Annotated in this window: 23 protein-coding genes; 10 read left to right on the top strand and 13 right to left on the bottom strand. The window is 56.1% G+C overall.

Annotated elements, in window-relative coordinates; genetic code table 11:
- Positions 1–151 precede the first annotated feature (151 nt).
- Positions 152–1,063: a 2-dehydropantoate 2-reductase gene (gene panE, locus OCH02_RS18035; protein ID WP_261432385.1), complete on the top strand. Its 912-nt coding sequence runs from the start codon at positions 152–154 to the stop codon at positions 1,061–1,063.
- Positions 1,026–1,616, top strand: coding sequence for a protein deglycase YajL (gene yajL, locus OCH02_RS18030; protein ID WP_261432384.1), 591 nt, complete (start codon positions 1,026–1,028; stop codon positions 1,614–1,616). Before panE ends, yajL begins: the two co-directional genes overlap by 38 nt.
- Before the next feature lie 150 nt (positions 1,617–1,766).
- Here the strand turns inward: yajL and thiI are convergent, their stop codons facing one another.
- Entirely contained in the window at positions 1,767–3,215 is a 1,449-nt protein-coding gene (gene thiI, locus OCH02_RS18025) for a tRNA uracil 4-sulfurtransferase ThiI (protein ID WP_261432383.1), read from the bottom strand.
- Positions 3,216–3,447: 232 nt separating this feature from the next.
- On the opposite strand from thiI, the gene xseB reads away from it, so the two are divergent.
- From xseB to OCH02_RS18005, 4 genes are all read left to right on the top strand, one after another.
- Entirely contained in the window at positions 3,448–3,711 is a 264-nt protein-coding gene (gene xseB / locus OCH02_RS18020) for an exodeoxyribonuclease VII small subunit (protein WP_261432382.1), read from the top strand.
- Between the two features lie 5 nt (positions 3,712–3,716).
- Positions 3,717–4,637: a (2E,6E)-farnesyl diphosphate synthase gene (ispA, locus tag OCH02_RS18015; protein ID WP_261432381.1), complete on the top strand. Its 921-nt coding sequence runs from the start codon at positions 3,717–3,719 to the stop codon at positions 4,635–4,637.
- A 34-nt stretch (positions 4,638–4,671) separates the two neighbouring features.
- Positions 4,672–6,537 (top strand): 1-deoxy-D-xylulose-5-phosphate synthase, encoded by a 1,866-nt coding sequence (dxs, locus tag OCH02_RS18010; RefSeq protein WP_261432380.1) that lies wholly within the window; start codon positions 4,672–4,674, stop codon positions 6,535–6,537.
- Between the two features lie 107 nt (positions 6,538–6,644).
- On the top strand, positions 6,645–7,619 hold the full coding sequence (locus OCH02_RS18005; RefSeq protein WP_261432378.1) for an aldo/keto reductase: 975 nt from the start codon (positions 6,645–6,647) through the stop codon (positions 7,617–7,619).
- 43 nt (positions 7,620–7,662) lie between these two features.
- Here OCH02_RS18005 and pgpA read toward each other — a convergent pair whose 3' ends face one another.
- The 6 genes from pgpA to nrdR all read right to left on the bottom strand — a co-directional run bounded on the left by pgpA (position 7,663) and on the right by nrdR (position 11,791).
- Positions 7,663–8,193, bottom strand: coding sequence for a phosphatidylglycerophosphatase A (gene pgpA / locus OCH02_RS18000; RefSeq protein ID WP_261432377.1), 531 nt, complete (start codon positions 8,191–8,193; stop codon positions 7,663–7,665).
- Positions 8,159–9,142 (bottom strand): thiamine-phosphate kinase, encoded by a 984-nt coding sequence (thiL, locus tag OCH02_RS17995; RefSeq protein ID WP_261432376.1) that lies wholly within the window; start codon positions 9,140–9,142, stop codon positions 8,159–8,161. Before thiL ends, pgpA begins: the two co-directional genes overlap by 35 nt.
- 52 nt (positions 9,143–9,194) lie before the next feature.
- A complete protein-coding gene (gene nusB, locus OCH02_RS17990) occupies positions 9,195–9,611 on the bottom strand; it encodes a transcription antitermination factor NusB (RefSeq protein WP_012005514.1) in 417 nt (138 codons plus the stop codon).
- 20 nt (positions 9,612–9,631) lie between these two features.
- On the bottom strand, positions 9,632–10,102 hold the full coding sequence (ribE, locus tag OCH02_RS17985) for a 6,7-dimethyl-8-ribityllumazine synthase (RefSeq protein WP_012005513.1): 471 nt from the start codon (positions 10,100–10,102) through the stop codon (positions 9,632–9,634).
- Positions 10,103–10,221: 119 nt separating this feature from the next.
- Complete coding sequence (gene ribD / locus OCH02_RS17980; RefSeq protein ID WP_261432375.1) at positions 10,222–11,331, bottom strand: bifunctional diaminohydroxyphosphoribosylaminopyrimidine deaminase/5-amino-6-(5-phosphoribosylamino)uracil reductase RibD; 1,110 nt, start codon at positions 11,329–11,331, stop codon at positions 10,222–10,224.
- Positions 11,332–11,341: 10 nt separating this feature from the next.
- The gene (gene nrdR / locus OCH02_RS17975; protein WP_004949256.1) at positions 11,342–11,791 is read right to left on the bottom strand and encodes a transcriptional regulator NrdR; all 450 of its coding nucleotides are present in this window, start codon (positions 11,789–11,791) and stop codon (positions 11,342–11,344) included.
- A 188-nt stretch (positions 11,792–11,979) separates the two neighbouring features.
- On the opposite strand from nrdR, the gene OCH02_RS17970 reads away from it, so the two are divergent.
- Positions 11,980–12,540, top strand: a complete 561-nt coding sequence (locus OCH02_RS17970; protein ID WP_261432374.1) for a DUF3251 domain-containing protein — start codon at positions 11,980–11,982, stop codon at positions 12,538–12,540.
- A 64-nt stretch (positions 12,541–12,604) separates the two neighbouring features.
- Here OCH02_RS17970 and secF read toward each other — a convergent pair whose 3' ends face one another.
- From secF to queA, 5 genes are all read right to left on the bottom strand, one after another.
- Entirely contained in the window at positions 12,605–13,573 is a 969-nt protein-coding gene (gene secF / locus OCH02_RS17965) for a protein translocase subunit SecF (protein ID WP_135315371.1), read from the bottom strand.
- A gap of 10 nt (positions 13,574–13,583) precedes the next feature.
- Positions 13,584–15,431, bottom strand: a complete 1,848-nt coding sequence (secD, locus tag OCH02_RS17960) for a protein translocase subunit SecD (protein WP_129935981.1) — start codon at positions 15,429–15,431, stop codon at positions 13,584–13,586.
- Between the two features lie 25 nt (positions 15,432–15,456).
- Positions 15,457–15,789 (bottom strand): preprotein translocase subunit YajC, encoded by a 333-nt coding sequence (gene yajC, locus OCH02_RS17955; RefSeq protein ID WP_012005503.1) that lies wholly within the window; start codon positions 15,787–15,789, stop codon positions 15,457–15,459.
- A gap of 33 nt (positions 15,790–15,822) precedes the next feature.
- Entirely contained in the window at positions 15,823–16,947 is a 1,125-nt protein-coding gene (gene tgt / locus OCH02_RS17950) for a tRNA guanosine(34) transglycosylase Tgt (protein WP_261432373.1), read from the bottom strand.
- Positions 16,948–17,020: 73 nt separating this feature from the next.
- Positions 17,021–18,091: a tRNA preQ1(34) S-adenosylmethionine ribosyltransferase-isomerase QueA gene (gene queA, locus OCH02_RS17945; RefSeq protein ID WP_135315368.1), complete on the bottom strand. Its 1,071-nt coding sequence runs from the start codon at positions 18,089–18,091 to the stop codon at positions 17,021–17,023.
- Between the two features lie 244 nt (positions 18,092–18,335).
- Here queA and OCH02_RS17940 point away from each other — a divergent pair, with 244 nt between their 5' ends.
- The 3 genes from OCH02_RS17940 to ggt all read left to right on the top strand — a co-directional run bounded on the left by OCH02_RS17940 (position 18,336) and on the right by ggt (position 21,738).
- The gene (locus tag OCH02_RS17940; protein ID WP_261432372.1) at positions 18,336–18,917 is read left to right on the top strand and encodes an ACP phosphodiesterase; all 582 of its coding nucleotides are present in this window, start codon (positions 18,336–18,338) and stop codon (positions 18,915–18,917) included.
- Positions 18,918–19,146: 229 nt separating this feature from the next.
- On the top strand, positions 19,147–19,749 hold the full coding sequence (locus OCH02_RS17935; RefSeq protein WP_020825459.1) for a peroxiredoxin C: 603 nt from the start codon (positions 19,147–19,149) through the stop codon (positions 19,747–19,749).
- A 225-nt stretch (positions 19,750–19,974) separates the two neighbouring features.
- On the top strand, positions 19,975–21,738 hold the full coding sequence (ggt, locus tag OCH02_RS17930; RefSeq protein WP_261432371.1) for a gamma-glutamyltransferase: 1,764 nt from the start codon (positions 19,975–19,977) through the stop codon (positions 21,736–21,738).
- Between the two features lie 66 nt (positions 21,739–21,804).
- Here ggt and malZ read toward each other — a convergent pair whose 3' ends face one another.
- Positions 21,805–23,628, bottom strand: a complete 1,824-nt coding sequence (malZ, locus tag OCH02_RS17925; RefSeq protein ID WP_261432369.1) for a maltodextrin glucosidase — start codon at positions 23,626–23,628, stop codon at positions 21,805–21,807.
- Between the last annotated feature and the right edge of the window lie 169 nt (positions 23,629–23,797).

Genomic DNA, 23,797 nt, shown 5'->3' with positions numbered 1-23,797 from the left:
TTAGGCGATTTCGATGCCGAGCATAATAACCGCTTTAGCGCCTCAGGCAAAATCTGCTGAAGCTGGCGGCGGATAAGCTGCCGAACAGCAGAAAAGTCTATAATTATAAGACAGTCATTGAGCGATATTCCCGTTACCCCAAGGAGTCCGGATGAAAATAACTATTCTTGGTTGCGGCGCGCTCGGACAACTGTGGCTCTCCCGGCTTTATCGGCAGGGTCACGATGTACAGGGATGGCTACGGGTGCCACAACCCTTCTGCGCAGTGAACGTGATTGAGCCGGAAGGCGCTTCGTTCAACCGTAATTTACCCACCAACGACCCCGAACATTTAGCCCAGAGCGAACTGCTGCTGGTCACCTTGAAAGCCTGGCAGGTCTCCAGCGCGGTCAGCACGCTGCTGCCAAAGTTGAACCCACGCTGCGCCATCCTGCTGCTGCATAACGGCATGGGCACCCAGGACGAACTGCCGGCGAACAACCAACCGATATTGCAGGGCACCACCACCCATGCGGCACGCCATGATGGCAGCACTATTATCCATGTCGCCGGCGGCATCACCCATATCGGCCCGACCTCACCGGCGGCGCAATCACTGAGCCACCTGGCAGAAGTGCTGCACCAGGCCCTGCCTGACGTCGCCTGGCACAATAATATCGCCTCGGCGAACTGGCGCAAGCTGGCGGTCAACTGCGTGATTAACCCGCTAACGGCGCTGTATAATTGCCGTAATGGCGATCTGCAACGCTATCCCGAACAAATCAAGCTTATCTGCCGCGAGGTCTCCAGCGTAATGGAAATGGAGGGCTACCACACCTCATGCGAGGGCTTGCAGCAGTATGTCATGGAGGTGATCCAAAGCACCGCGGACAATGTCTCTTCGATGCTGCAGGATATCCGCACCCAGCGACACACCGAAATCGACTACATTACCGGTTACCTGCTGCGCCGCGCGCGTAGCTACGGCGTGACTCTGCCAGAGAACGCACGCCTGTTTGAATTGATTAAGCGAAAGGAAAATGAATATGAGCGTATCGGCGCTGGTCTGCCTGGCACCTGGTAGCGAAGAAATCGAAGCCGTCACCACGATAGATTTGCTGGTGCGGGCGGGCGTTAAAGTGACCACCGCCAGCGTAGCTGGCGATGGCAATCTGACTATCGTCTGTTCACGCGGGGTAAAACTGCTGGCCGATGCGCCGCTGGTGTCGATTGTGGACGAGCCTTTCGACGCTATCGTGCTGCCCGGTGGCCTGAAAGGTGCCGAGTGCTTCCGCGACAGCCCGCTGCTGGTGGAGAAAGTGCGTCAGATGCACCTGCAGGGCAATATCGTCGCCGCCATCTGCGCAGCACCGGCGCTGGTGCTGCAACACCACGAGCTGTTCCCCATCGGCAATATGACCGGCTTCCCGGGGCTGAAAGAACAGATCCCGGCCGACAAATGGATAGAAAAACGTGTGGTATTCGATCCGCGCGTTAACCTGCTCACCAGCCAGGGGCCGGGAACCTCAATGGAGTTTGCGCTGAAGCTGATTGATTTGCTGCTGGGGAAAACCAAAGCGGCGGAGATCGCCGCTCAGTTGGTATTGATACCGGGAATGTACGATTTCCGCGATTAAATACCCAGTTCTGAAAAAAGTATAAAATCCGCAAAATAATTGGAGTTGCAACAAGGCGGCCAGTACGGGAATCCCCGGGAGCTTACTTGAGTAAGTGACCGGGGTGAGTGCACGCAGCCAACACAGTTGCAGCTTCAAGTATGAAGTGGATTATGGACGGTAGACCTTCACGTTGGTGAAGCCCTGCTCCAGCAAATATAACGCCTGCAGGCGGCTCATTACGCCACGCTCACAGTACAGCAGGTAGGTTTTGCTCTGATCCAAATCGCCAAACTGGGTGCTGAGCTTGTAGAACGGCAGCGGTTTCACCTCAACCTGTTCCAGCTTCAGCGGTTTGTCTTCCTGCTCGTCGTTAGAACGAATATCCAGTATCACCTGGTCAGCATCGAACTCCGCCACGGTTTCGACTTCGGTAACCTGCTCCTGAGTCTGCTCGGCGATGGTGCGAATATCCACGTTCTTGGCTTCGCTAACCACACGGTCAAGAATGCTGAAGTCAAAGTGCCCTTCTTCTTCTTCGATCTTGGCTTTAATCGCCTTCACCGTTGGGCTTTTCGAGATCACACCGCAGTACTCCGGCATGGTCTTGGCGAAGTCCTCGGTACCAATCTCGCGCGCCACTTTGATGATGTGCTCTTTATCGTGGGAGATCAGCGGACGCAGGATCAGCGTATCGGACGCGTTGTCGATCAGGCGCAGGTTAGTCAGCGTCTGGCTGGATACCTGTCCCAGCGCTTCACCGGTCACCAGTGCCTGCACACCATAACGTTCGGCAATCTGCGAAGCGGCACGCACCATCATGCGCTTGAGCACCACGCCCATCTGGCCGTCTTCGACCTTTTCCAGGATCTCGCCAACCACAGGTTCAAAATCGATGGCGATAAAACGCACCTTGTGCGAACTGGCAAAGCGGTTCCACAGGTAATGAGCTACCTGGCGCACGCCAATTTCATGCGCAGCGCCGCCCAGATTGAAGAAGCAATAATGTACACGGCAACCACGGCGCATCAGCATATAGCTGGAAACACCCGAGTCGAAACCACCGGAAATCAGCGAAAGTACGTCTTCCTGAGTGCCTACCGGGTAGCCGCCGATGCCTTCACGGCGGGCTTTCACCAGCATCAGCTTGTCGTCTTCGATTTCCAGGTTGACCGTCACCTGCGGATGCGACAGCTTAACGCGCGCGCTTTCAATATGCTGGTTCAGACCGCCACCGACGTAACGCTCCACGTCCTGCGAATTGAAGTCCTGCTTGCCGCGGCGCTTAACGCGCACGCAGAAGGTCTTGCCTTCCAGTTGCTCGCGGTAGGCTTCCAGCGTCTGCTCGAAAATATGGTGGATATCGGTATAGTCACGGTCTTCCACTTCCAGAATATGGTGGATACCGGGAATGCGCGTCAGCGCGTCGGCAATCACCGGCCGCTGGTTTTCATCTTTGGCGCGAACTTCGATATGATCCCAGTGACGGACAACCGCCAGTGTTTCATCATACTGCTTCAGGACGTTGCGAATACTGGTCGAGAGGATCTTGATAAAGCGCAAGCGCACAGATTGGCTCTTGATGGTGATTTCCGGGAACAATTTAATGATAAACTTCATGGCGGTCTTTATTGTCAGAATTACGAGGGAAAAGGATTTACAATGTATATGCGATTGATAAAACCAACGGAGCTGCCGAATGTTTTATCAATCGCATTTGCGGCGCTGAGTATACCACTATCTGGTGGGGCTCGGTGCACAAAACCACACATGTGCGCCATGATTTGCCAATCAAGATTCGCTAATATAGGCTCTGGCGCCACTGTTCACATGATGATGTAAAAAGAAGATTATGCCAAAAAAACCTGCACAATCAGACAGTACAGAGCAAAGCGTCAGCTTTGAAAGCTCCCTCAGCGAGTTGGAAAGCATCGTCACGCGTTTGGAATCGGGTGAATTACCGCTGGAAGACGCGCTCAATGAGTTCGAACGCGGCGTACAGTTGGCACGCCAGGGCCAGCAGAAACTGCAGCAGGCGGAGCAACGCGTACAAATTTTGCTTAACGACAGCGCCGATGATGCGACGCTGACGCCTTTCACACCGGATGCCGAGTAATCATCATGTCCGAGACTGTCCAACAGACCGCTTTTTCTGACCAGTTGCAGGTTTTACGCCAACGGGCCGACCGCACGCTGCTAAATTTTATCGCGCCGCTGCCGTTCAATGATGGCAACATGGTGGCGGCAATGCGCCACGGCGCGCTGCTGGGCGGTAAACGCCTGCGTCCGTTCCTGGTGTACACCACCGGACAGATGTTTGGCGTATCACTGAATAATTTGGATGCGCCCGCCGCTGCGGTAGAATGCATTCACGCCTATTCTTTGATCCATGACGATCTGCCGGCAATGGATGACGACGACCTGCGTCGCGGTCAGCCGACCTGCCACATCAAATTTGGTGAGGCCAACGCCATTTTGGCCGGCGATGCACTGCAAACGCTGGCATTTTCCATTCTGGCCGATGCAGACATGCCCGACGTGGCACTGCGCGACCGGCTGGCGATGGTTTCCGAACTGGCAACCGCCAGCGGCGTTGCCGGTATGTGTGGCGGCCAGTCCTTGGATCTGGAAGCCGAAGACCGGCAAATTGGTTTGGAAGCGCTGGAGCAAATCCATCGTCACAAAACCGGCGCATTGATTCGCGCAGCCGTTCGCCTTGGGGCGTTAGCCGCCGGTGAGCCTGGCCGTGCCGCACTGGTGCAGCTTGATCGCTACGCCGCCGCGATTGGTCTGGCGTTCCAGGTACAGGATGATATTTTGGACGTGGTCGGCGAAACCGAAAAAATCGGTAAACGCCAGGGGGCGGACCAGCAACACGGAAAGAGCACCTATCCAGCTTTGCTCGGGCTTGACAGCGCGAAAGCAAAAGCGTGGGATCTCTATCAGGAAGCTTTAGCTGCATTAGACACTTTGGCAGCACAATCTTATAACACAGCGCCATTGCGAGCGTTAGCCAGCTTCATTATTGAACGCGACAATTAACGTGTGACGTTAACTCCTCTGATATGAGTATCGAATGAGTCTTGATATAGCCAAATACCCGACCTTGGCGCTAGCGGAAAATCCGGATGAACTCCGTTCGCTGCCAAAAGAGAGCCTACCGAAGCTGTGTGACGAACTTCGGCAATACCTGCTGGACAGCGTCAGCCGCTCCAGCGGCCACTTTGCCTCCGGGCTGGGTACCGTCGAACTGACGGTGGCATTACACTATGTGTACCAAACCCCCTTCGATCATCTGGTATGGGACGTTGGCCACCAGGCTTACCCGCATAAGATTCTGACCGGTCGCCGCGATAAAATCGCCACCATTCGCCAGAAAAATGGCCTGCACCCATTCCCGTGGCGGGCAGAAAGTGAATACGACGTACTGTCGGTCGGTCATTCCTCTACCTCGATCAGTGCGGGTCTCGGCATGGCAGTAGCCGCTGCGCGTGAAGGCAAAAATCGCCGTACGGTCTGCGTGATCGGCGATGGCGCGATCACTGCCGGCATGGCGTTTGAAGCCATGAACCACGCCGGTGATATCGATCCGGATATGCTGGTGGTGCTGAACGATAACGAAATGTCGATTTCGGAAAACGTCGGCGCGCTGAACAACCATCTGGCGCAGCTGCTGTCCGGCAAGCTCTACTCCACTCTACGTGAAGGCGGTAAAAAAGTGCTGTCCGGCCTGCCGCCCATTAAAGAGTTGGTCAAGCGCACCGAAGAACACCTGAAAGGCATGGTGGTACCGGGCACGCTGTTCGAAGAACTGGGCTTTAACTATATCGGCCCGGTTGACGGCCACGATGTCCAGGGGCTGGTTGCCACACTGAAAAACATGCGTGACCTAAAAGGCCCGCAACTGCTGCACATCATGACCAAAAAAGGCCGTGGTTACGCCCCGGCGGAAAAAGACCCGATCAGCTTCCACGCGGTGCCAAAATTCGATCCGGCCAGCGGTACCCTGCCGAAAAGTGCCGGCGGCCTGCCGACCTATTCAAAAGTTTTTGGCGACTGGCTGTGTGAGACCGCAGCCAAAGACAGTTCGCTGATGGCCATCACCCCGGCTATGCGTGAAGGTTCGGGCATGGTGCAGTTCTCTCGCGACTATCCGCAGCAATATTTTGACGTGGCGATTGCCGAACAGCATGCGGTGACCTTCGCCGCCGGTTTGGCCATTGGCGGCTATAAGCCGGTGGTAGCGATTTATTCCACCTTCCTGCAGCGTGCTTACGATCAGTTGATCCATGACGTCGCCATCCAAAAGCTGCCGGTAATGTTTGCCATCGATCGCGGCGGTATTGTCGGTGCCGACGGCCAGACTCACCAGGGAGCCTTTGATCTGTCATTCATGCGTTGCATTCCAACCATGGTGATCATGACGCCAAGTGATGAAAACGAGTGCCGCCAAATGCTGTACACCGGCTATCACTATAACGAAGGCCCAAGCGCCGTGCGTTATCCGCGTGGCAATGGTACCGGTGCACCACTGGAACCTCTCAACTCTCTGCCGATCGGCAAAGGCGTTGTCCGCCGTGAAGGTGAGAAGCTGGCAATCCTGAATTTTGGCACACTGCTGCCGGAAGCCGCGCAGGTAGCGGAAACGCTCAACGCGACGCTGGTGGATATGCGCTTTGTGAAGCCACTGGACGAACAGCTGATACTGGAACTGGCAGCCAGCCACGACGCACTGGTCACGCTGGAAGAAAACGCCATTATGGGGGGGGCCGGCAGCGGCGTGAACGAGTTGCTGATGGCCAAGCGCCGAATGGTACCGGTGCTGAATATTGGCCTGCCGGACTTCTTTGTCTCCCAGGGGAGTCAGGAAGAAGTCCGTGTCGATCTGGGTCTGGACCCCGCCGGCATCCAGCGGCAAATTGAGGTCTGGCTGGCGCAATAATCGTCACGCCCGATGGATCGACGCCTCCGCTTTGCGGGGGCGTTTTTATTTCTGTCACCCGAAAATCCGCTACAGTTAAAGTTCTGTGCTGATACCGGGAGGCAAGCATGAAGTATCTGAAACTGGGTAACACCGACCTGAACGTCTCACGTATCTGTCTGGGCTGCATGACCTACGGTGAACCCAGCCGTGGCAACCATGCCTGGACGTTACCGGAGGAAAGCAGCCGACCGCTGCTGAAACAGGCGCTGGATGCCGGCATCAACTTCTTTGACACCGCCAACAGCTACTCAGACGGCAGCAGTGAGGAGATCGTCGGCCAGGCACTGCGCGATTATGCCCGCCGTGACCAGGTGGTGATCGCCACCAAAGTCTATTTCCCCCTGAGCAACCTGGAACGCGGCCTGTCGCGCGCCAAAATCATGCAATCCATCGACGACAGCCTGAAGCGACTAGGCACCGACTACGTTGATCTGTTGCAGATCCATCGTTGGGATTATGAAACGCCGCTGGAAGAAACGCTCGAGTCGCTGCACGATGTGGTGAAAGCCGGTAAGGCACGCTATATCGGCGCATCGTCAATGTACGCCTGGCAGTTTGCCAAGGCACTGTACACCGCCGATCTGCACGGCTGGACGCGCTTCGTCAGCATGCAGAACCAATACAACCTGATCCAGCGTGAAGAAGAACGTGAGATGTTGCCGCTGTGCGCTGCCGAAGGCATTGCAGTACTGCCGTGGAGCCCGTTGGCGCGGGGCCGCTTAACCCGCCCCTGGGGGGAAACTACGGCACGTCTGGTGTCCGATCAGGTCGGTAAGAATCTGTACGATGAAACCGAGGGCATCGACGCCATCATTGCCGAACGCGTGGCCAGTATTGCCGAAGAGCGTGGTGTGACGCGTGCGCAAATCGCACTGGCGTGGCTATTGAGCAAGCCTGTCGTTAGCGCGCCGATTATCGGTGCATCACGCCATGACCATCTGGAAGACGCCATTGCCGCCGTCGATCTCGAGCTAACGGCGGAGGAGATTGCCGAGCTGGAAACGGCCTACGTACCGCACCACGTGACAGGATTTGAATAACCAGGAGGGTTCAAGGGCGCAGCATTGAACTGCGCCCTCAAAATCAGAACAACCCAAGCGGCCAGTGGTGGCCAATCAGGTAGATAATACCGGCGGAAAGGACCCCGGCGACGATATCGTCGACCATGATCCCCATGCCGCCGTGCACATTACGATCAAACCAGCGGATCGGCCATGGCTTCCAGATATCCAAAATACGGAAAATCACGAAACCTGCCGCGACCCACTGCCAGTCGTTGACCGGCAATGCCATCAACGTGATCCACATACCGACAAACTCGTCCCAGACGATGCTGCCGTGGTCGTGCACCTTCATATCTTTGGCGGTCTGATGGCACAGGTAGACGCCAATACAAATGCTGAACATCACCAACAGCGAATACAGTTGCCATGGCAGTTGGATCAACAACAGCCAGAATGGGATTGCCGCCAGTGAACCCATGGTGCCCGGCATGACCGGCGACAAACCGCTACCAAAACCGGTGGCCAGCAGGTGCCACGGATTGCTCATCCGCAAACGGCGTTTAGCTTCATCCATGTTACGCCTGCCCTTCGCTGAAATGATCGAAGCCATGCCAAGGTAGTTCCACCACTTCATCGCTGCGGTAGAACCTGATGCCTTCGGAAAGCGGGCCAATCTGACCAATACAGGTATAGTCAGCGCCCAGATGGCTTAACGCCACCTCCAGTGCACCACGGTTGATTTCCGGTACGGTGAAGCAAAGCTCGTAATCTTCACCGCCGGTCAACGCCCAACGCAGTGCCTGATCGGCATCCGTTTGGCTGCTTAACGCCTGCGACAGCGGCAGCTCATCGAGATTGATGCGCGCACCGCACTCGGAGGCTTTCAGCACATGTTTCAGGTCAGAAATCAGGCCGTCGGAAATATCAATCGCCGAACTGGCCAGATCGCGCAGTGCCTGCCCCTGCAATACCCGTGGCTGAGGCCGCAGATGACGGCCAATCAGGTAATTGCGTGCCTCGGCGTCCGCTACCTGCAAGCGTTCCTGCAGCACAGCCAGACCGGCGGCGCTGTCACCCAGCGTACCTGTGGTGTAGATCCAGTCGCCGATACGCGCACCGCTGCGGGTCAATGCCCGCCCGGCCGGGATCAGGCCGTGAATGGTTAACGTCATGCTTAACGGGCCACGTGTGGTATCGCCGCCAATCAACTGCATACCGTAATAATTAAGTTGTTCGAACAGGCTATCGCTGAACGCCTTCAGCCAGGGTTCATTCACCTCAGGCAGGGTTAACGCCAGTGAAAGCCAGGCAGGATCGGCGCCCATGGCTGCCAGGTCGCTCAGGTTAACTGCCAGTGCTTTGTAGCCGAGATCGGCGGGATCGATATCCGCCAGGAAGTGAACGCCCGAAACGAGAGTGTCGGTACTGACGGCCAAAAGCTGTTTTTCTGCCACTGTCAGAAGTGCGCAGTCATCTCCAATGCCCAACTGTACATCCCGGCGCAGACTCTTAAACCGGTCAAAATAGCGGGCAATGAGGTCAAATTCGCCACATGCCATGGTCGATATTCCAATAGAAGAAATTAAGGCCGGGGATACCGGCCTTAATTTTTTATTTTTTCTTGCGAATGCTTGGTGCCACTTTATCCAGCACGCCATTCACAAACTTGTGGCTGTCTTCAGCGCCGAAGGTTTTCGCCAGCTCGATCGCCTCGTTGATCGCCACCTTGTAAGGCACATCCTCACGCATTTTCAGCTCATACAGCGCAATACGCAGAACGGCTCTTTCTACCTGGCCCAGCTCCTCGAGCTGACGCGACAGGACAGGTGCCATCAGGCTATCCAGCAGACCTGCATTCACCGCCACGCCGGACAGCAGCTCCCGAAAATAGACGATGTCTACATCTTTGACATCTTGCTCCGACAGGAACTGGTGTTCAACATCGGCAATGTCATTTTTAGACAACTGCCAAGAGTAAAGCGCTTGAACAGCGCACTCACGAGCGCGGCGACGAGCAGCAGGTTTCACGGAATTCCCCTTAACTAAATTCAGGCTTTAATAGCTTTGATAACATTAATCATTTCAAGTGCGGTCAGAGCCGCTTCAGCGCCTTTGTTGCCCGCTTTGGTGCCAGCACGCTCGATAGCCTGTTCGATGCTTTCGGTCGTCAGCACGCCAAAGGCAACCGGGATTTCAGTGTTCAGAGAAACACTGCCCAGGCCGGAGCTGGCTTCGCCCGCGACATATTCGAAGTGCGCGGTGCCCCCACGGATAACGGTGCCCAGTGCGATCACTGCATCGTATTTGCCGGTGTTAGCCAGCACGCGTGCAGTCAGCGGCAACTCGTAAGCGCCCGGGACCCAGACAACGGTGATGTTGTCGTCAGCAACCTGGCCAATGCGCTTGAGTGCGTCGATAGCACCTTGCAGCAGGCTGTCATTGATGAAATTGTTAAAACGTGCAATTGCAATCGCCACACGGGCATTTGGAGTAGCAACAACACCTTCGATAACTTTCATGGGCTTTCCTTAAAAATGGGTTCAATACCCCGCAGGGGGGCGGATTCTATCACATTCTTTATCTGCCTGCGCGGGCGGTTTTGTAAAACGACAGCCGACCCGGCACGCAGGTTTTAAAATCAGTATTTTGCTTTCAGCCGCAGCCGCAAATCAGGGCCGATTTGCCGCACTTCGCTAAAGACGAATTCTGGTGCATCGGTCAGGTGTTCAAGACCTGGCAAATGGCACAAACCGCGGCCATTATCACCCAACAGTTTTGGCGCGATGTACAAAATGAGCTCATCGACCAGCCCGGCCTGCAACAAGGCACCGGCCAACTGCGCGCCGGCCTCGACCCAGATGGAATTCACCTGGCGTTTCGCCAGTTGCATCATCATCACCACCAGATCAACGCCACCGCCGTGCGCCGGGAAGGTCAGTTGCTCGACATCCTGCGGCCAAATTTGCCCATCCGGCTGCAGACGCGCCAGCCAGGTCTGCCCCGGCTGTTGTACCACCCGATGCTGTGGGGTGACGCGATTTTGGCTATCCAGAATAATGCGTAACGGTTGACGCAGGTTGTCACGCGGGTAAATGCTTTGAGTCTCGGCGTCCAGCTCATCCCAGCGCACCGTCAGTGACGGATCGTCAGCCAACACGGTGGCACTGGTGCTGAGAATAGCGGCGCTTTGCGCCCGCAGACGCTGAACATCCTGGCGCGCCTGCGGTGAGGTGATCCATTGGCTTTCGCCGGAAGCCATCGCGGTGCGGCCATCGAGCGAGGCCCCCAGCTTCAGTTGCACATAAGGGAAGCCGGTGCGCATCCGCTTGAGGAAGCCCAGATTCACCGCTTCGGCCTCCGCCAACATCAAACCATGCCGTACATCCAACCCCGCCTGCTGCAGTTTGTACAGCCCGCGACCTGCGACCTCGGGGTTAGGATCCTGCATCGCCGCAACTACACGAGCTACGCCGGCAGCGACCAGCGCATCGGCACAGGGCGGCGTACGGCCATGGTGGCTACAGGGTTCCAGCGTGACATAAGCGGTGGCACCACGCGCCTTTTCGCCCGCCATGCGCAGCGCATGGACTTCCGCATGCGGTTCACCGGCGCGCAGATGGTAACCCTCACCGACGATTTCACCGTCGCGCACGATAACGCAGCCGACATTGGGATTCGGGGCAGTAGTAAAACGCCCCAGTCGCGCCAGCTCAAAGGCGCGAGCCATATAAAACTCGTCGTTATGCATCAAAGCCCCTTTAGTCCTGCAGACGGGCGATCTCTTCGCCGAATTCGCGGATATCTTCAAAACTGCGGTAAACCGAGGCAAAGCGAATATAGGCCACTTTATCCAACTTTTTCAGCGCGTCCATCACCAGGTTACCGACCAGTTTGGTCGGGACTTCACGCTCGCCAGTGGCGCGCAGCTGGGATTTGATGTGGTTGATCGCGTTCTCCACGTCGTCAGAGCTGACCGGGCGTTTTTCCAGCGCCTTCAGCATGCCGCGACGCAGCTTGTCTTCGTTGAATGGCTCACGCACCTCATCGCTTTTGATTACCCGTGGCATCACCAGCTCAGCCACTTCAAAGGTGGTGAAGCGTTCATTACAAACCAAACATTGGCGGCGACGGCGCACCTGCGAACCATCACCCACCAGGCGGGAATCAATGACTTTGGTATCAACGGCGGCGCAGAAAGGGCAATGCATAACACGTCCTGATAAACGTTTTCATAGTTAAGAACAGTTTACCCCGAAGTACGGTTACAACAAAGGCCGTCGGCTATTTGTTGCAGCGCTCCCCTCTGAATCACGCCCCGGAAGGGCAATCAACATGACTTTCCCCACCAGGCGGACTAAGCTGATAACAGGAAGAAGTTGAATAGGAAATCCCCGCGATGACAACCCGTTACCCCAAGATTTTCCTGCTCAGCACACTGGTGCTGTTGGCAGGCTGCGCGCAAACTCGCGAAGTGCCCAAGCTGCATAATCAGGTGGTTGAGCTAAATCAGCAATTAACCACCCTGACTAACCAGGCCACGGCGCTGGAACAGCAAAACCAGTTGAACAAGAACTCCACCAGCGGCGTCTATCTGCTGCCGGCGGCCAATAACGGCGCCCGTCTGCACAGCAGCCTCGGCGAGTTGAGCGTGTCACTCAGCCACGTAAAAACCGAGGCCAACGGCACCCAAGCCTTATTGCACGTCCGCACGCTTTCGCAGGCGTCGCTGCCGGCGTTCAACGCGGTGGTGCAATGGGGCCAGTTGGATCCCGTCACCGGAAAACCCCTGACGGCTGATTCACTTTCGCAACCTATTGCCAGTCAAGACTCACTGCTGCCTAAAACAGAGCATACTTTTGAGTTACGTTTCAGTGGCCTAACACCCGACCAACTGGGTTTTATACGACTGCATAGCGTTGTCCCAACCACCCAACCGGCGGTGCTCCAGCAACATTGAGCCACCAGGCAAAAAAAAGAGCGCCAACCGGCGCTCTTTTTCACTTCGCTGAAAATACCGTGAATCACGGCATAATCGAAGGCTGATCTGCGCCCTCTTTTTCCACTTTCTGCTGCAGCATGTGTTCGCGTTTCATACCCAGTTTCAACGCCAGCGCGGACGCCACGTAGATAGAAGATATGGTACCGATAGACACACCAATCAGCATAGCCAGAGAGAAGCCGTGCAGCATCGCGCCGCCGAAGATGTACAGCATCAGAACCACCATCAGGGTGGTACCGGAAGTCATCAAGGTACGGCTCAGCGTCTGGGTCAACGACACGTTCATGATTTCGTAAGGCGTCCCGCGGCGGATCTTGCGGAAGTTCTCACGAATACGGTCGGAAACCACGATGCTGTCGTTCAACGAGTAACCGATAACCGACATCAATGATGCGACGATGGTCAGGTCAATCTCGATACGGAACAACGACAGCACGCCCAGAGTGATGACCACGTCGTGCGCCAACGCAATAACCGCCCCCAGCGCCAGGCGCCATTCGAAGCGGAAACCGACGTAAATCAGAATACAGATCAGCGCTACCAGCAGCGCCATGCCGCCGTTTTGCGCCAGTTCGGTGCCCACACTCGGGCCGACGAACTCAATCCTCTTCACCGTGGCGTTTTTATCGACCGAGTCGTTAATCACGCTGATGACTTTGTTACCCAGTTCCTGGCCTGCGGTGCCGATCGCCGGTGGCATACGCACCATCACGTCACGGCTGCTGCCAAAGTTCTGAATAACCGGGTCCTGGAACCCGGCTTTTTCCAGCGTATCGCGCATCAGATCGAGGTTGGCCGGTTGTTCTAGGCTGATTTCAATGACGGTACCGCCGGTGAAATCCAGACCCCAGTTAAAACCACGCACCGACATAATGGCGATTGACGCGATCAGCAGCACCAGCGAGATGCCGAAGGCCACGTAATCCCAGCGCATAAAGTCATAGACTTTACGGCCGTAGTTGAGTTGTTCAACAGTATAATCCTGTGCCACAACGCACTCCTCAGATAGACAGCTTGTTAATGCGTTTGCCGCCGTAAAGCAGGTTGACGATGGCACGGGTACCGACAATCGCGGTGAACATGGACGTCGCCACACCGATTGCGGTGGTAATCGCAAAGCCTTTAATCGAACCGGTGCCCACTGCGTACAGAATAATCGCGGTGATCAGGGTGGTGATGTTGGCATCAACGATACTGGAGAACGCGCCTTTATAGCCCTCATGGATCGCCTGCTGAACGGAACGTCCGTTCTTCAGCTCTTCCTTGATACGTTCATTGATCAGTACGTTGGCGTCGACCGCCACCGCCAGCGTCAGCACGATACCGGCAATACCCGGCATGGTCAGCGTCGCCCCCGGCAACAGGGACATTACACCAACAATCAGCACCAGGTTGGCGACCAGCGCCGTGGTAGCTATCATGCCGAACTTACGGTACCAAACCACCATAAACACGATGGATGCCACCAGGCCCCACAAGCAGGCTTCCAGACCCTGGGTGATGTTCTGTTGTCCCAGGGTCGGACCGATTGTACGCTCTTCAACGATCTGGATAGGCGCAATCAGCGCACCGGCACGCAGCAACAGCGAAAGCTGGCGTGCTTCGTTCGGGTTGCCGATACCGGTAATACGGAAGCTGTTGCCCAGACGCGACTGAATGTTCGCTACGTTGATCACTTCTTCCTGTTTCACCAAGACTGCACGGCCGTTAGCGTCTTTCTTGCCGCTGTCCTTGTACTCCACAAACAGGGTCGCCATCGGCTTGCCGATATTGTCCTTGGTGAAGTTGGACATAGCGGTGCCGCCGGCACTGTCCAGCGAGATATTAACCTGCGGCTGGTTGTATTCGTCAGTGCTGGAGGTGGAATCGGTGATGTGGTCACCGGTCAGGATCACGCGCTTGTACAGCACAACCGGCTGGCCTTCGCGGGTGTCTTTTACCTCGGAGTCACCCGGCACGCGGCCGTTGGCTGCCGCAGTGGCATCCGCGTTGGTGTTAACCAGACGGAATTCCAGTGTCGCAGTCGCACCCAGGATCTCTTTGGCGCGAGCGGTGTCCTGAATACCCGGCAGTTCGACCACGATGCGGTCAGAACCCTGACGTTGAACCAGCGGTTCGGCAACGCCGAGCTGGTTAACACGGTTACGCAGGATAGTGATGTTCTGCTGCACCGCATACTCACGCGCTTCGCTCAGGCGGGCATCAGTCAGGTTGGCTTTCAGAGTATTGGTGCCGTTGGCAGAGAACACCATGTCACGTTGGCGCGGGCCAAGGTAGCTGATGGCCTGATCGCGGGCAGCATCGTCACGGAAACGCACTTCCACGCCGTTGTTGTCCAGCTTGCGGATAGACGCATAAGGAATGCCCTTTTCACGCAGCTCGCTGCGCAGGGTATCCATGGTCTGTTCCTGCAGCTTGCTCAGCGCAGTGTCCATGTCCACTTCCATCAGGAAGTGCACACCGCCACGCAGGTCCAGACCGAGCTTCATCGGTTCGGCGCCCAGCATGGCCAACCAGGCCGGCGTTGCCGGGGCCAGGTTCAGTGCCACCACGAACTTGTCGCCCAGCTCAGCCATCAAGGCTTCACGGGCGCGCAGCTGAATATCAGGATTGCTAAAGCGAGCCAGGATGGCGCCATTTTCCAGCGCAATCGACTTGCTCGCGATCTTGTCTTTTTCTAATACGGTACGGACTTGGTCCAGCGTAGTTTCACTGGCGGCGACACCGCGCGCGCCAGTGATCTGTACAGCCGGATCCTCACCATAGAGGTTGGGAAGCGCATAAAGCAGACCGATGATGATCACTACGATCAGCATCAGATACTTCCACAAAGGATAACGGTTTAGCACGGCAATTCCCTTCGGGAAAACAAAATTACAGGGCCTTCATGGTACCTTTCGGCAGAACGGCCGCCACGAAGTCACGCTTGATCATCACTTCCGTGGTGTCGTTCAGCGCAATAGCGATGATGCCGGTGTCAGCCACTTTGGTCACGCGACCGATCAGGCCACCGGTGGTCAGCACTTCATCACCCTTGCCGATCGAGTCCATCAGTTTCTTATGCTCTTTAGCGCGTTTCTGCTGTGGGCGCAGGATCATGAAATAGAAAATCAGGCCAAAAACTACCAGCATAATGATCAGAGAGTACGGGCTTCCCTGAGACGGAGCTCCTGCGGATGCGACGGCGTCAGAAATGAAAAAGCTCATTGAAATTCCCTCATTAAGTTATCAATTATTAATTCAAGCGTTTAAAGGTGGAACCGGTTTACCGATCCGACCGTAGAAATCCGCAACAAACAGCTCTAATTTACCCTGTTCAATGGCCTCGCGTAAACCCGCCATCAGGCGTTGGTAGTGGCGCAGGTTATGAATGGTGTTCAATCGGGCACCCAGTATTTCGTTGCAACGATCGAGATGATGCAAGTAGGCGCGGCTGTAATTGCGACACGTGTAGCAATCACAGTCTTTATCCAGCGGAGAAGTATCATCCTTGTGCTTGGCATTACGGATTTTTACCACACCGTCAGTCACGAACAGATGGCCGTTACGGGCATTACGCGTTGGCATCACGCAGTCGAACATATCGATACCGCGACGCACGCCTTCTACCAGATCTTCCGGTTTGCCAACGCCCATCAGGTAACGTGGCTTATCTTCCGGAATTTGCGGGCAAACATGTTCGAGAATGCGATGCATATCCTCTTTTGGCTCACCGACTGCCAAACCGCCCACAGCGTAACCATCAAAACCGATATCCACCAGCCCTTTTACTGATACATCACGTAAATCTTCGTAAACACCGCCCTGAATAATGCCGAATAAGGCGTTCTTGTTATTCAGTTCGTCAAAACGCTGACGGCTGCGCTGCGCCCAGCGCAGAGACATTTCCATCGAGCTCTTGGCATAGTCCCAGTCTGCCGGGTACGGCGTACATTCATCAAAGATCATCACGATGTCGGAACCCAGGTCATACTGGATTTCCATCGATTTTTCCGGGCTGAGGAAGACTTTATCGCCGTTAATCGGGTTACGGAAATGTACGCCTTCTTCTTTAATTTTGCGCATCGCGCCCAGGCTGAACACCTGGAAGCCGCCGGAATCGGTGAGGATCGGGCCATGCCACTGCATGAAATCATGCAGATCGCCATGCAGCTTCATGATCTCCTGCCCTGGGCGCAGCCACAGGTGGAAGGTGTTACCCAGCAGGATCTGCGCACCGGTGTCTTTCACTTCTTCCGGCGTCATGCCCTTTACCGTGCCGTAGGTGCCGACCGGCATAAAGGCTGGGGTTTCCACCACGCCACGTTCAAAGATCAGGCGGCCACGACGAGCGCGGCCATCGGTTGTGTCTAATTCGTACTTCACAAAGCCTCCAGCGCCAGAGAAACAGTCTGGCGTGATTAACATCGAGCCACGCCAGATGCGCGACTCAGGGAATTTATTCGCCGACGGACTCTTGCTCCGCCTGCGGGTTACGGCTGATGAACATCGCATCGCCGTAGCTGAAGAAACGGTACTGCTCGGCCACCGCCTGCTGATAGGCATGCATGGTGTTTTTATAACCGGCAAAGGCAGAAACCAGCATAATCAGCGTCGACTCTGGCAGGTGGAAATTGGTCACCAGTGCGTCAACCACCTGGTAGTGGTAACCCGGGAAGATAAAGATGCTGGTGTCGTCGAAGAACGGCGCAATTAATGCCTCTTTGCTGGCGTTGGCTGCGCTCTCCAGCGAACGTACCGAAGTGGTACCGACGGCCACCACACGCTTGCCGCGCGCTTTGCAGGCTAATACGGCGTCAACCACCTCCTGCGGCACCTCTGCGTATTCGGCATGCATGACGTGCTCTTCGATGGTTTCCACCCTCACTGGCTGGAAGGTGCCCGCGCCCACGTGCAGGGTGACAAACGCCATCTCAATGCCTTTCTCGCGCAGTGCAGCCAACAGCGGCTCGTCGAAGTGCAGCCCGGCGGTCGGTGCAGCTACCGCGCCCGGCTTTTCGCTGTAGACCGTCTGATAAAGCTCACGGTCGGCGTCTTCGTCCGGACGATCGATATACGGCGGCAGCGGCATATGGCCGACGGCATTAAGGATAGTGAATACATCCCGCTCGTCGTTGAAGCGCAGTTCGAACAGCGTATCGTGGCGCGCAACCATAGTGGCAGCGATGCTTTCGTCGTCACCCAGCAGCAAATCGGTACCCGGCTTGGGGGCCTTGGAGGCGCGAACGTGTGCCAACACCCGATGGTCGTCCAGCACGCGCTCGACCAGGACTTCAATCTTGCCGCCGCTGACCTTGCGGCCAAACATGCGTGCCGGGATCACTCGGGTATTGTTGAACACCAGCAGATCGCCGGCTTCCAGGTTATCCAGCAAATCGGTGAATACGCCATGCTTAAGCTCCCCGCTCGGCCCGTCCAACTGCAGCAAACGGCAACCGCTGCGTTCAGGCTGGGGATAGTGGGCAATCAGGGACTCGGGAAGTTCAAACGAAAAATCGGCGACGCGCATGGCTATTCACTTCTTCAATTGTATATACCCTATGAATTTCAAGTTGCAGTTAGGCGGCCAGCTTGCCCATATCCAGGAGCTTACTTGAGTAAGTGACCGGAGTGGGCAAGTGCAGCCAACAACACTGCGGCTTGAAAGGCGACGGGTATGTTGGTCATAAAAAACAGGCGGCCTAGTCTAAAGCTGCGGGCGGTCAGCGGCAAGAAATAAGGAGGATTTGCATGAGTTGCGTTATAGTTGCCGAATGAATTTTCTCGCTCATCTCCATTTAGCCTCACTGGCGGAAAGCTCGTTGCTGGGTAATCTGTTGGCCGACTTCGTGCGCGGCAACCCTGCAGGCGAGTACGATCCCGCCGTGGTGGCCGGCATTATGATGCACCGTCGCGTCGATGTGCTGACCGACAGCCTGCCGCAGGTAAGAGCCTGCCGCGCCTATTTCTCGGAAGAACACCGGCGCGTGGCCCCCATTACGCTCGACGTGGTATGGGATCACTTCCTGGCACGTCACTGGCAACAGCTGGAACCGTCCCTCAGCCTGCAGGGTTTTACCCAGCAGGCCCAGAGCCAAATCCTGCCGCATTTGCCGCTGACGCCGCCACGCTTTCAGAATCTGAACGGCTATTTATGGCCGGAACGCTGGCTGGAGCGCTACGCCGAACTGCCGTTTATCGGTAAGGTGCTGGCAGGCATGGCCAGCCGTCGTCCGCGCCTGGCCGCACTGGCCGGCTCCTTCGCCGACGTGGAGCGCAACTATCATCAGCTTGAAACACAATTCTGGCAGTTTTACCCACAGATGATGCAGCAGGCCAAAGACAAGCAGCTGTAAGGTCAAGCCAAAGCCGTTGAAAATGCGATGCTTTACAAGAAATTGCTTTTTAAGCCTTGCCCTTTTATGGGAAAAGGTTATTTTTAAAGACTGCTAAATTTAATCACCGACTTTGATAGGTGAAAGCTATCTCATTGATTGGTCTTTTACCCTTTCTTCACCAAGTCGTGGCCCCTATACTGGCCCTTGCTTTTACATCAACCCCTTAACACCTATTACAGGAGTAATTATGGTCCTGGTAACTCGTCAAGCCCCTGACTTCACCGCTGCTGCCGTACTCGGCAATGGCGAAATCGTAGAAAACTTCAACTTCAAGAAGCACCTGAACGGCAAACCAGCCGTGCTGTTCTTCTGGCCGATGGACTTCACCTTCGTATGTCCTTCTGAGCTGATCGCTTTCGATCACCGCTATGAAGAATTCCAGAAGCGTGGCGTTGAAGTGGTTGGCGTTTCATTCGACTCAGAATTTGTCCACAACGCATGGCGTAAAACCCCTGTCGAGAATGGCGGTATCGGGGAAGTGAAATACGCAATGGTTGCTGACATTAAGCGTGAAATTCAGAAAGCTTATGGCATCGAGCACCCAGAAGCAGGCGTTGCCCTGCGTGGTTCTTTCCTGATCGACAAAGACGGTGTGGTTCGTGCTCAGGTTGTTAACGACCTGCCAATCGGCCGTAACATCGACGAAATGATCCGTACCGTTGACGCGCTGCAATTCCACGAGCAACACGGCGAAGTGTGCCCGGCTCAGTGGGAAAAAGGCAAAGCAGGTATGGGCGCATCTCCGGATGGCGTGGCTAAATACCTGTCCGAGAACGCTTCCAAGCTGTAATTTCAGCCTGCACCTGTATCAACCGGCCCTCGCGGCCGGTTTTTTTTGCCCTTTTTTAGGGCACATCGCCCCCATTGTGTGCTTCATTTGCTTGTTTCCGCTCACATTTCCCTGGCTATTTTCCGCACAATCCCTTAACTCTGGCTAGTATCAATAACGCTGGCCCGCTCTTTGCACGACCGGAGGGGCAAGCCAAACACAATAAGAAAACTGACAGGGTAAACTATGTTTTTACAAAAATGGAGCAAGCCGCTGACCATGGCGGCGCTGCTGGTCAGCAGCAGCCTGTATGCCGCCTCCAATCCGGCGGTTGAAGCCAAAAACGGCATGGTGGTGACATCGCAACATCTGGCCTCACAGGTCGGCGTGGATATCCTGAAGCTGGGCGGCAATGCGATTGATGCGGCCGTAGCCGTGGGTTATGCGCAGGCGGTGGTCAACCCGTGCTGCGGTAACATCGGCGGCGGCGGCTTTATGACGGTGCACCTGGCCGATGGCACCGATACCTTTATCAACTTCCGCGAAACCGCACCGGCAGCGGCCAGCGCCAATATGTATCTGGATGCCGACGGCAACGTGAAGAAAGGCGCCAGCCTGTACGGCTATCTGGCCGCAGGCGTGCCGGGTACCGTGCTGGGCATGGAAACCGCACGTAAGAAATACGGCAAATTGAGCCGCGAGCAGGTGATGGCCCCGGCAATCAAACTGGCGCGCGAGGGCTTTGTGCTGACCCGTGCCGATACCGATATTCTCGATACCACCACCGCACGTTTTAAACAGGATGCGGAATCCGCCCGGATTTTCCTGCGTCCCGACGGTACGCCGCTACAGCCGGGCGATCGCCTGGTGCAGAGCGACCTGGCCAATACGCTGGCGGCCATCGCCAAAGAAGGCCCGGACGCCTTCTATAAAGGCAAAATTCCGCAGGCGGTCGAGGCCGCGGCCAAACAGGGGGGCGGTATTCTGACGGCGGCCGACTTCGCCAACTACAAAGTCACCGAAACCCCGCCGATTACCTGTAGCTATCGCGGCTATAAATTTGTTTCTGCTCCCCCGCCAAGCTCCGGCGGCGTCACATTGTGCGAAATTCTTAACGTGGTCGAAGGCTACGACCTGAAAAGCATGGGCTTTAACTCGGCGGCAGCCATTCACACCATGACCGAAGCTATGCGCCACGCCTATATGGACCGTAATACTTACCTCGGTGACCCAGAGTTCATCAAGAATCCGATCGACAGATTGGTCAGCAAAAGCTATGCCGAGGAAATCCGCAAGAAAATCGTCGCGGACAAGGCCACGCCGTCGGAGAACGTGCAGCCCGGTATGGAACCCCACGAAAAACCGGAAACCACCCATTATTCGATTGTCGATCATCAGGGTAACGCGGTTTCCACCACCTATACTGTCAACGGTCGCTTTGGCGCGGTGGTGATTGCGCCAGGCACCGGCTTCTTCCTCAACGATGAAATGGACGACTTTACCGTCAAGGTCGGGGAGAAAAACCTCTATGGGCTGGTGCAAGGCACTGCCAACAGCATTGCCCCCGGTAAGCGCCCACTATCGTCAATGAGCCCGACGCTGGTGACCAAGGACAATAAAATCTTTATGGTACTCGGTTCGCCGGGGGGATCGCGCATCATAACTATCACACTGCAGACTGCGCTGAACGTGATCGACCACGGTATGGCACCACAGGAGGCCGTCGATGCACCGCGTATCCATCATCAATGGTTACCGGATGAGGTTTATTACGAACAGCGCGGAGTTTCTGCCGATACGCTGAAAATCCTCAGCGGCATGGGTTACAAAATGGTCGAGCAAACGCCATGGGGCGCCGCTGAATTGATTCTGGTCGGTCTGCCAGGTGCGGCTGGCGTCAGCCCGGCCAACTCCGGTAACGACTCCGCCGTTTCCGGCAAGGTGCGCGAAGGCTACCTGTACGGTGCCAACGACGTTCGTCGCCCGGCCGGTTCTGCCGCAGGCTATTGATCTGACTGGGGGATGTGAACACCCACTAACCCATAAAGGGGCCGGTATGCCGGCCCCTTTACAGAACTAACCGACTCGTCGCCACAGCGTCACGGACTCCTCGCCTAATTGCAGCGAGATCGCGCTCAGCTCATTATTCAACTCACCATGCCCTTCCCACCGTTGCCATTGGCCTGCCGCCAGCAGCGGGCTGTGCGGCAACGTCACTTTGCCGCTCCCGCCACGCTGTAACGCCACCAGCACCTGCTCCTGCTGATAGATGCGCACAAACGCCAGTGTTTCACCGGCGGCGTGCAGTACCTGACAACCCCCACGGCGCAGCGCCAGGCTCTGCTTACGCAGTGCCGCCATACGCTGGCACAGGGCTAACAAGTTCTGGTCCCACTGGTTCTCGTCCCACGGGAAAGGCTTACGGCAAAACGGATCATTAGCGCCATCCAGGCCAATCTCATCGCCATAATACAGGCAAGGCACACCAATCCAGCTCATCAGCCACACCGCCGCCATGCGCATCCGTGCCTGATTGCCCTGTAATAGCGTCAGAAAACGTGCAGTGTCATGGCTGTCGAGCTGGTTGAACTGAATCAACTGGCGGCCGTGCGGTAACCCGGCCCGGTAGTCGTCCATCCACTGGGCACAGTCCGCCGCGTCCATCTGCACCGGGTGGTGCGCCACGTCCAGCCCGGCGAGGAACCCCCGAACCGGCAGGGCAAAGCCCATATAGTTCATCGCGGCATCTTCCACCCCGGCATGCAGCCAACGACGCGCGTCGCCAAAATGCTCGCCCAGTACATAGGCCTGCGGACTTTCCTGTTTAACCGCCTGATAAATACCCGCCAAATGCTGCAAGTTACCGCTAGCCCCCCCGTTCTCACCCAGCATATGCACCACGTCCAGCCGCCAGCCATCAATGCTGTACGGCGGCCGCAGCCAATGGCGTACCACGCTACCCTCACCACGATAAATCGCCTCGGCCACCTGCGGCTCAGCGAAATTGAGCTTCGGCAGGCTGGCGTTACCCTTCCAGTCGAGCGCCCGGCCATCGGGGTAGAAATTAAACCAGCTGCGATAGGGAGAATCAGGGTGATGGCAAGCGCCGTTCTCACCTTGCTGATGGCGATCAAACCATGGATGCGAATCACCGGTATGGTTAAACACCCCGTCCAGCACCAGTTTCATCCCTACCTTGTGAGTGCTCACTCGCAAACGTTGCAGGGCGGCGTTACCGCCGAGGTAGGGATCGACCTGGTAATAATCTTCGGTATCGTATTTATGCACGCTCGGCGCGGTGAAAATCGGGTTTAAATACAGCGCCGTCACCCCCAGTTTCTGTAAATAAGGCAGCTTTTGGTTGATGCCGTCCAGGTCACCACCATAGAAAGTGGACGCAGCGTGCCGGTCTTCCAGCGGATATTGCCAATCCTGGCGCACCACATCACAACCGGCCGCATGATGACGATAACTGCCGCTCTGAATGCCGTGTTCCCCCCCGCTGCCGGCAAAGCGATCGGGGAAAATTTGATAAAAAATCTGATCCGCCACCCATGCCGGGCTGCTATCGGGCACGTCGACCGCAAACTGTGTCAACTGCCCCGGCGGTATCAACGACCAGCCCCGAGGCCCGAACCACTGCTGACGATCGGCCCAAACCAGTTTGAAACAGTAACGACGGGTTGGCTCACCTTCATTGAGCGTCAAACTGGCCTGATAGCGGTGCAAACCCTCCGCCTGCTGAGCTTTCATGATCAGCAGCCATTCTTCATTATCCGGTTCGGCTCGTAAAAATACCCGTTCGGGCAAATCATCACCCTGTAACCACAGCGTGATATCCAGGCGCTGCCCCTTCTTCACCACGAAGGGCGGGACCGGTTGATGCCAGGCGTTAAGCATGACTTTCCTCCTGCTGTACAAAACGAAATCGACGACGTTATTCAATGCCACGAACAATGCCACGTTGAGTGCCAGTCCCCCTCCTCTCTGGCCGGTTAACTCGGGGAGGAGCCGGGGGGTGGAGATAGTCGGTCAACGGCAACCCTATGTAAAAAAGGGTAAAAAGACG

The sequence above is a fragment of the Serratia quinivorans genome (genome assembly GCF_946227985.1).
GTDB lineage: Bacteria > Pseudomonadota > Gammaproteobacteria > Enterobacterales > Enterobacteriaceae > Serratia > Serratia quinivorans_A.
The sequence above is the reverse complement of the archived record's forward strand: the minus strand, read 5'-3'. Positions and strand labels throughout refer to the sequence as shown.